General features: G+C 72.6%; 8 protein-coding genes. 6 read left to right on the forward strand and 2 right to left on the reverse strand.

The window, feature by feature from the left end; genetic code table 11:
• The 5 genes from CCN44_RS16670 to CCN44_RS16690 all read left to right on the forward strand — a co-directional run.
• Positions 1–714 (forward strand): sensor histidine kinase (locus CCN44_RS16670; RefSeq protein ID WP_244203930.1); only part of this gene is annotated, 714 nt, incomplete at its 5' end.
• Positions 711–1391, forward strand: coding sequence for a response regulator (locus CCN44_RS16675; protein ID WP_059250265.1), 681 nt, complete (start codon positions 711–713; stop codon positions 1389–1391). The genes CCN44_RS16670 and CCN44_RS16675, both read left to right, overlap by 4 nt.
• Before the next feature lie 116 nt (positions 1392–1507).
• Entirely contained in the window at positions 1508–2860 is a 1353-nt protein-coding gene (locus CCN44_RS16680; protein WP_086698104.1) for a sensor histidine kinase, read from the forward strand.
• On the forward strand, positions 2857–3522 hold the full coding sequence (locus tag CCN44_RS16685) for a response regulator (RefSeq protein WP_059250267.1): 666 nt from the start codon (positions 2857–2859) through the stop codon (positions 3520–3522). Before CCN44_RS16680 ends, CCN44_RS16685 begins: the two co-directional genes overlap by 4 nt.
• A 19-nt stretch (positions 3523–3541) precedes the next feature.
• Positions 3542–4762: a cytochrome P450 gene (locus CCN44_RS16690; protein ID WP_086698105.1), complete on the forward strand. Its 1221-nt coding sequence runs from the start codon at positions 3542–3544 to the stop codon at positions 4760–4762.
• A 132-nt stretch (positions 4763–4894) separates the two neighbouring features.
• Here the strand turns inward: CCN44_RS16690 and CCN44_RS16695 are convergent, their stop codons facing one another.
• Both CCN44_RS16695 and CCN44_RS16700 read right to left on the reverse strand, forming a co-directional pair.
• The gene (locus CCN44_RS16695; protein WP_086698106.1) at positions 4895–6406 is read right to left on the reverse strand and encodes an APC family permease; all 1512 of its coding nucleotides are present in this window, start codon (positions 6404–6406) and stop codon (positions 4895–4897) included.
• Positions 6407–6533: 127 nt separating this feature from the next.
• The gene (locus tag CCN44_RS16700) at positions 6534–7373 is read right to left on the reverse strand and encodes a diacylglycerol kinase family protein (RefSeq protein WP_059250270.1); all 840 of its coding nucleotides are present in this window, start codon (positions 7371–7373) and stop codon (positions 6534–6536) included.
• A gap of 197 nt (positions 7374–7570) precedes the next feature.
• Here CCN44_RS16700 and CCN44_RS16705 point away from each other — a divergent pair.
• Positions 7571–8521 (forward strand): adenylosuccinate synthase (locus tag CCN44_RS16705; RefSeq protein ID WP_086698107.1); only part of this gene is annotated, 951 nt, incomplete at its 3' end.

The following is an 8521-nucleotide window of genomic DNA, read 5'->3' on the forward strand; positions in this document are numbered from 1 at the left end:
CGCACCCTGCTGGAGGAGCGCAGCAGGATCGCCCGTGAGCTGCACGACGTGGTCGCCCACCACATGTCGGTGATCTCCATCCAGGCCCAGGTGGCCCCCCATCTGGTGAAGGACCCCTCCGACGAACTGCTGGAGAACCTCGCCGGCATCCGCGGCAACGCGCTGGAGGCGCTCACCGAGCTGCGCCGGGTGCTCGGCGTGCTGCGCTCCGAGAACCCCGAGAACCCCGAGGACCCCTACGGCCTGGGCGGCCCCGGTACCGGAGCCGCCCCGGACGCCCCCCAGCCCACCCTGGCCCGGCTCGACGCGCTGATCGAGAACACCCGCGCGGCCGGGCTGGACGTGACCGCGGAGGTCGTCGGCGAGGTCCGGCCGTACGCTCCGGGCGTGGAGCTGTCGGCGTACCGCATAGTCCAGGAGGCGCTGAGCAACGCCCTGCGGCACGCACCGGGGTCCACGGTGCACGTCGAGGTCGGGCACTTCCCGAACGGTCTGCACCTGGTGGTGGCCAACTCCGCGCCGCGGTACCCCGTCCCGCCCTCCCCGGGCGCCGGGCACGGGCTGCTCGGCATGCGGGAGCGCGCGGCGATGCTCGGCGGTCATGTCACCGCGGAGCGCACCTCGGGCGGCGGCTTCAGCGTCACGGCCTTCCTCCCCGGGGACATCGCCCCGGCCCCGTCCGACCAGTCCCCGACAGGAGAACAGACCCCATGACGAGCGGTACCGGCAGCATCCGGGTCCTCATCGCCGACGACCAGCAGATGGTGCGGCAGGGCTTCACCGTGCTGCTCAACACCCAGCCCGACATCGAGGTGATCGGGCAGGCGGTGGACGGCCGGGACGCGATCGCCCGGACCGCCGAACTCGCCCCCGACGTGGTGCTGATGGACATCCGGATGCCGGAGCTGGGCGGCATCGAGGCGACCCGCCGGATCACCGAGGACCACCCGGCCGTCAAGGTGCTGGTGCTGACCACGTTCGACCTGGACGAGTACGTGTACGACGCGCTGCGGGCGGGGGCCTCCGGCTTCCTGCTCAAGGACGCCTCCGCGGACCAGCTGGCCGAGGCGGTCCGGGTGGTGGCCGCGGGCGACGCCCTGCTGGCCCCCGGCATCACCCGCCGGCTCATCGCCGAGTTCTCCCGCCTGGACGGCAGCAGCCGCGCCCCGCTCAAGCGGCGCGTGGGCGACCTCACGGAGCGGGAGACGGAGGTGCTGGCGCTGATCGCCCAGGGCCTGTCGAACGCGGAGATCGCCGAGCGGCTGGTCGTGGCCGAGCAGACCGTGAAGACGCACGTGGGCCGGATCCTGGTGAAGCTGGGCCTGCGCGACCGCACGCAGGCCGCGGTGTTCGCCTACGAGTCGGGCGTGGTCCGGCCCGGAGGCCGCTGACCCCGACTCCGGCCGGGGTCCGGCACCCGGACTCCTCGTAGTACCTGAGAGGGACCCCGGAGGACCCCTCTCCAAGGGGACGACCGTGACCCCGGACGGCGCCTACCGTTCTGACCGTGACCGAGACGACGCACACGCAGACGAGCCCGCCGGGCCCGGCCGGCCGGCCGCGCAGCCCGGAGTTCCGGCTGGCCGCGGACGCCCTGCGGGGGCTGCGGCAGGACCTGTTCCACCAGGCCTTCGCCTACCGGCCGCTGCCCCGCATGGCGGTGGACGGCCCCCTCACCCGCCACCTCTCCGGCCGGCCGCGGGCCTACGCCGCCTGGACCCCGCACGCCGTGGTGGCGGCCGGCGGCCTCGTGGCGATGGCCGCCGGCATGGCGGGCACCGACGCCGGCGGGCCGAGCCTGCTGTGCGGGCTGCTCGCCCTGGCACCGGTGCTGCTGACCCTGGTGCGCCCGGTCGGCGCGTTCTGGCTGTCGCTCGCGGCGACGGCGGCCACCTCCGCCCTCGGCAGCAGCTGGGGCAGCTGGCCCTGGCTGCCGGGCAGCCTCGTCTCCCACCTGCTGGTGCTCACGGTCGTGGCGAGCCGCACCCGCCCGCGCACGGCGGCCTGGATGTGGCTGCTGACCGCGCTGTACGGCTTCTGGGCCGAGGCCGTCCTCGGCTACGGGCACTACGACACGGACACCGCTCCCATGCTGGTCGTCTCGGCGCTGGCCCTGCTGGTCGTCACGGTCCGGCACATACGCCGGGAGGCCGAGCAGGAGGTGACCGCCCAGCAGACGGTGACCGAGCACGAGCGGTCGCGGCGCACCCTGCTGGAGGAGCGCACCACGATCGCCCGTGAGCTGCACGACGTGGTCGCCCACCACATGTCGGTGGTCGCCATCCAGGCGGAGGCCGCGCCCTACCGGGTGGAGAACCCGCCGCCGGAGCTGGAGAAGGCGTTCGCCACCATCCGGGAGAACGCGGTGGCGGCGCTGACCGAGCTGCGCCGGGTCCTCGGCGTGGTCCGCGCGGAGGACTACGAGGCCCCGGACGCCCCCCAGCCCACCCTGGCCGACCTGGACGGCCTGCTCGCCAATGTGCGCGAGGCCGGCCTGACGGTGGACAAGGCGGTGACCGGTGCGGTGCGCGAGCTGCCGCAGGGGGTGGAGCTGTCGGCGTACCGGATCGTGCAGGAGGCGCTGAGCAACACCCTGCGGCACGCGCCCGGCGCGAGCGCCCGCGTGGAGATCGGCTACGTCCTCGGCGGCCTGGGCCTGCGCATCGTCAACGGGCCGCCCCCGGCGCCGGGTCCGCTGAAGCCCTCTCCCGGCGCCGGGCACGGCATCACGGGCATGCGCGAGCGCGTGACGATGCTGGACGGCGAGATGACGGCGGCCCCCACGGCCGAGGGAGGCTATGAGGTGACGGTGTTCCTGCCGGTGCCGGCGGCGACCCCCGCGATCGAGGGCACGGCATGACGATCCGCGTACTGATCGCGGACGACCAGATGATGGTCCGCGAGGGCTTCTCGGTGCTGCTGAACGCGATGCCGGACATCGAGGTCGTCGGCGAGGCGGTCAACGGCCGAGAGGCGGTGGACCGGGTCCGCGCGCTCTCCCCGGACGTGGTCCTGATGGACATCCGCATGCCGGAGCTGAACGGCATCGAGGCGACCCGGGAGATCGTCGCCGCGGACGAGACGGCCAAGGTACTGGTGCTGACCACGTTCGACCTGGACGAGTACGTGTACCAGGCGCTGCGCGCGGGCGCTTCCGGCTTCCTGCTGAAGGACGCCTCGGCGCGCCAGCTGGCCGACGGGGTGCGGGTGGTGGCGGCGGGCGAGGCGCTTCTGGCACCCTCGGTCACCCGACGGCTGATCACGGAGTTCTCCCGGCTGGCGGACGCACCCCGGCTGGTGCCGGCGGCCCGGGCGGCGTACGGGGAGCTGACGGAACGCGAGACGGAGGTGCTGGTGCTGATCGCGCAGGGCCTGTCGAACGCCGAGATAGCGGGGCGTCTGGTGGTCGCGGAGTCGACGATCAAGACCCATGTGAGCCGGATCCTGGTGAAGCTGGGCCTGCGCGACCGCACCCAGGCGGCGGTGTTCGCCTACGAGGCGAGGCTGGTCACGCCGGGGTGAGCCGGGCTAGCGTCCGTCCATGGCAGCTGCTGCGGACCTCGTCTTCGACCCCTGGGACCCGGCGTTCGTCGCCGACCCCTACCCGGCCTACGCCGAGCTGCGGGCCCGCGGCCGGGTGATCCGGTACGAGCCGACGGACCAGTGGCTGGTCCCGCACCACGCGGACGTCTCGGCGCTGCTGCGGGACCGCCGGCTGGGCCGCACCTACCGGCACCGGTTCACCCATGAGGAGTTCGGCCGGACCCCGCCCCCGCCGGAGCACGAGCCCTTCCACACCCTCAACGACCACGGGATGCTCGACCTGGAGCCGCCGGACCACACCCGGATCCGGCGCCTGGTGTCGAAGGCGTTCACCCCGCGCACGGTGGAGCGGCTGCGGCCGTACGTCCACGGGCTGGCGCACGAGCTGGTGGCCGCGCTGGTCCGGGAGGGCGGCGGTGACCTGCTGTCGGACGTGGCGGAACCGCTGCCGGTGGCGGTGATCGCCGAGATGCTCGGCGTCCCCGAGGCGGACCGGGCGCTGCTGCGGCCGTGGTCGGCGGACATCTGCGGGATGTACGAGCTGAACCCGTCGCCGGAGTCGGCGGCGCGGGCGGTCCGGGCGTCGGTGGAGTTCTCGGACTATCTGCGGGAGCTGATCGCGGCCCGCCGGAAGGAGCCCGGCGAGGACCTGATCTCCGGCCTGATCGCGGCCCACGACGAGGGCGACCGGCTGACCGAGCAGGAGATGATCTCCACGGCGGTGCTGCTCCTCAACGCGGGCCACGAGGCCACGGTCAACGCCACGGTGAACGGCTGGTGGGCGCTGTTCCGCAACCCGGCCCAGCTGGCGGCCCTGCGCGCCGACCACTCCCTGGTCCCGTCCGCGATCGAGGAGCTGATGCGCTACGACACCCCGCTCCAGCTCTTCGAACGCTGGGTCCTGGACGACATCGAGATCGACGGCACGACGGTCCCGAGGGGTGCGGAGATCGCCATGCTCTTCGGCTCCGCCAACCACGACCCGGCGGTCTTCACCGGCCCCGACCGCCTGGACCTCACCCGCGAGGACAACCCGCACATCTCCTTCAGCGCGGGCATCCACTACTGCATCGGCGCCCCGCTGGCCCGTATCGAACTGGCGGCGTCCATGACGGCCCTCCTCCAGCAGGCCCCGACCCTCGCCCTGGCGTCCGAACCGAAGCGGAAGCCCAACTTCGTCATCCGGGGGCTGGAGCGGCTGGACGTCGAGCTGCGCTGAGGGGTGCGCCTCCAAGGGGCGCGGGGCTCTGCCGGAGGTGCGGCTGCCGCCGCGTGCGCGCGACCCGCCACGACGGCGCAGCAGACGCCGGCGGCCCGTGGCGCTCCGGCGCTCCGGCTCCCCCGCGGAGCGTCACCGCTCCTTCGTCTCCTCCAGCACCGTCCGCCCCAGCAGCGCGTACCGCTCGGGCGCGCGCCGCTTGAGGTACTGGGCATAGCCGAGGCCGGCCGCCGCGACCAGGGCCACCAGCCACGGGGTCGCCCGCAGCACCAGTGAGCCGGACTCCGGCCCGGCCGCCACGCCCATGTGGGACACCAGCAGCACGACGACGGCGAGCATCGCGACGCCTCCCAGGAGCGGCGCGGTGAAGGTGCGGAACCAGTGCCGGCTCTCGGGGTGGTGGGAGCGGAAGTACACCAGCACCGCGAAGGAGCACACGGCCTGGACGACGAGGATCGCCATGGTGCCGAGGATGGCGAGCAGGACGTAGGTGCCGGTGTACGGGTCCTTGCCCGCGGCCCAGAACGCGCCGATCAGGACCGCGCTGACGGCCGTCTGCACCAGGCCGGCGATGTGCGGGGAGCCGTGCCGGGCGTGGGTCCGCCCGATGCTGTCCCGCAGCGACGGAAGCACGCCCTCCCGGCCCAGGGCGTACAGATAGCGGGCGGCGCAGTTGTGGAAGGCCATGCCGCAGGCCAGCGAGCCGGTGATCATCAGCCACTGCATGACGTCGACCGCCCAGGGACCGACGTAGCGCTCGGTGGGGCCGAAGAACATCGCGAGCGGGTTGGCGGACGAGGCGGCCCGCACGGCCTCCGCCTCGCCGTTGCCGGTGATGGCCATCCAGGAGACGAGGACGTAGAAGACGCCGACACCGAGCACGCTGATCATCGTGGCCTTCGGGATGATCTTCTTCGGGTCGCGGGACTCCTCGCCGTACATCGCGGTCGACTCGAAGCCGACCCAGGACCAGAAGGCGAAGAAGAGGCCGAGGCCGGCCGACGTCCCCTTGAAGGCGTTGACGGGGTCGACCGGCGCGAAGGTGAAGCCGTGCGGCCCGCCGCCGTGCAGGGCGACGGACACCGCCATGGCCGCGAGCACGGTCACCTCGGTCGCCAGCAGCGCCACCAGCAGTTTCTCGGCGACGCTGACCCCGAACCAGGTGCCGGTGGCGTTGATCGCGAGCATCAGGACGGCGAAGGCCCACCAGGGCACGTGCAGCCCGGTCTGGTCCGTGAGCGTGGTCGTGGCGAAGGTCGAGAAGATCCCGATGAGGGCGGGTTCGAAGACGACGTACGCGAAGGTGGCGAGCAGCCCGGAGGCGAGTCCGACGGTCCGGCCCAGTCCGTAGGAGATGAAGCCGTAGAAGGCGCCGGTGGACGTGATGTGCTTCGCCATCGACGTGAAGCCGACGGAAAAGATTGCCAGTACGACCATTGCGACGAGATAGCTGGCGGGTGCCCCGACGCCGTTGCCGGACGCCACCATGAAGGGCACGTTGCCGGTCATCGCGGTGATCGGCGCGGCGGTGGCGACGGCCATGAACACCACCCCGAGCAGCCCCACGGCATTGGGTTTCAGTCGGTGAACCGTTTCGCCGTCGCCCGTGCCCGTCGTCGGCGCGACGCCCTCGTCCACAGCCATGGGGTGGCCCCTTCCCTGTCCTGTCCGTGCGTCCTGATGGAGCAGGGTGGTGGACGAAGGACGCACCCGGGAAGGGGTCGGCACGGTTAAATATGTGTCACCAGACCTTTAGGTGGGGCGGTGAGGATCACGCGTCGGCGGGCAGCGTGAGTCCCCACGCCCCCTCCGCCACCCGCCACGTCCGCCGCCGCACCGGCCCGGTGACCGCCGCGTCCGCCCGGTAGCGGAAGGCCTCGCCGGTGACCGTCACCGTGCGCCCGGAGGCCAGCAGCGGGGTCGCCTCCGCGCCCACCGACAGGGGCCGCACCTCCACCGAGGCCACCCCGTCCGGGCCCGGCGTCACGGACACCGCCTGCACCGGCTGGTCCAGGTCCACCACCGTCTCCCCGTCGACCTCCACCCGCAGCCGGGTCGCGCCGGGGGAGGGCACGGCGGACAGCCGGACGGGCCGGGTGGCCAGGGTGCGGACCAGGGAGCGGTACCAGGGCCGGCCCGCGGCGACCGGCACCGGCTCGGCGGCGGCCGGCCGCACCGGCGCCGGCGGAATGCCCAGCGCGCCCAGCACCACCCCGTCGCTGTCGTCGACCAGCAGATCCAGGCGCCGCTCGGCGCCGTCCAGGACCGCCCGCGCCGCCGCCACCGTCCCGCCGGGCACCCCGAGCGACTCGGCCAGCGCGCTGTCCCCGACCGGCACCACCGACAGTGCGCATCCGGCCAGCTCCCGCTCCTGGTGCAGCAGCGTGACGGCCCGCACCAGCGCCCGGTCGTCGCCGACCACGACCGGCCGCCTGGACCCCCTTCGGCGCAGTGCCCGGGCGAATTCCTCCGGCCCCTCCGGCAGGCAGAGCTTGGCCGCCGCACCCGCGCTGAGCACGTCTTTCGCGATACGCACGGACTCTCCGTCCGTCTGCCGCGCGACCGGATCGATGATCACCAGCAGCTGATCGGACGTCGGAGAAGTCGCCACCTCGGTCCTGCCTCGCTTCCTCGGGTAGCATCTTTGTGCAAGAGCCCCTTGCGCTATTGCGCCAGGGGCTTCGTCTATTCCGGGGCATCCGGTCCGACGGTTGTGCGACCAACGGCGGTCGCGGTGGTACGCGGCGGTGAACCTTACGCCCACGCCCCCGACCTTGGACATGCCCCGCCCGGAAGGGGTGTACGCGCGTGCCCGCACTTGTGCTGCTCGGTGCTCAGTGGGGTGACGAAGGCAAGGGAAAGGCGACGGACCTGCTCGGTGGATCCGTCGACTATGTGGTGCGCTACCAGGGCGGCAACAACGCCGGCCACACGGTGGTCGTGGGCGATCAGAAGTACGCCCTGCACCTGCTCCCTTCCGGAATCCTGTCCCCCGGCTGTACGCCGGTCATCGGTAACGGCGTCGTCGTCGACCCGTCGGTCCTGCTCTCCGAGCTGAGCGGTCTGAACGAGCGCGGCGTCGACACGTCCAAGCTCCTGATCAGCGGTAACGCGCACATCATCACGCCGTACAACGTGACCGTCGACAAGGTGACGGAACGCTTCCTCGGCAAGCGCAAGATCGGCACGACCGGCCGCGGCATCGGCCCGACCTACGCCGACAAGATCAACCGCGTCGGTATCCGGGTGCAGGACCTGTACGACGAGTCGATCCTCCAGCAGAAGGTGGAGGCGGCTCTCGACGTCAAGAACCAGATCCTCACCAAGCTCTACAACCGCCGCGCCATCACCGCCGACCAGGTGGTCGAGGAGCTGCTGGGCTACGCCGAGCAGATCAAGCCGTACGTCGCCGACACGGTGCTGATCCTCAACCAGGCGCTGGAGGACGACAAGGTCGTCCTGTTCGAGGGCGGCCAGGGCACCCTGCTCGACATCGACCACGGCACGTACCCGTTCGTCACCTCCTCGAACCCGACCGCGGGCGGCGCCTGCACCGGCGCCGGCGTGGGCCCGACGAAGATCAGCCGGGTCATCGGCATCCTCAAGGCGTACACGACCCGCGTCGGCGCCGGCCCGTTCCCGACCGAGCTGTTCGACGAGGACGGCGAGGCGCTGCGCCGCATCGGCGGCGAGCGCGGTGTCACCACCGGCCGGGACCGCCGCTGCGGCTGGTTCGACGCGGTCATCGCCCGCTACGCC

The organism is Streptomyces tricolor (assembly GCF_002155905.1).
Taxonomy (GTDB): Bacteria; Actinomycetota; Actinomycetes; order Streptomycetales; family Streptomycetaceae; genus Streptomyces; species Streptomyces tricolor.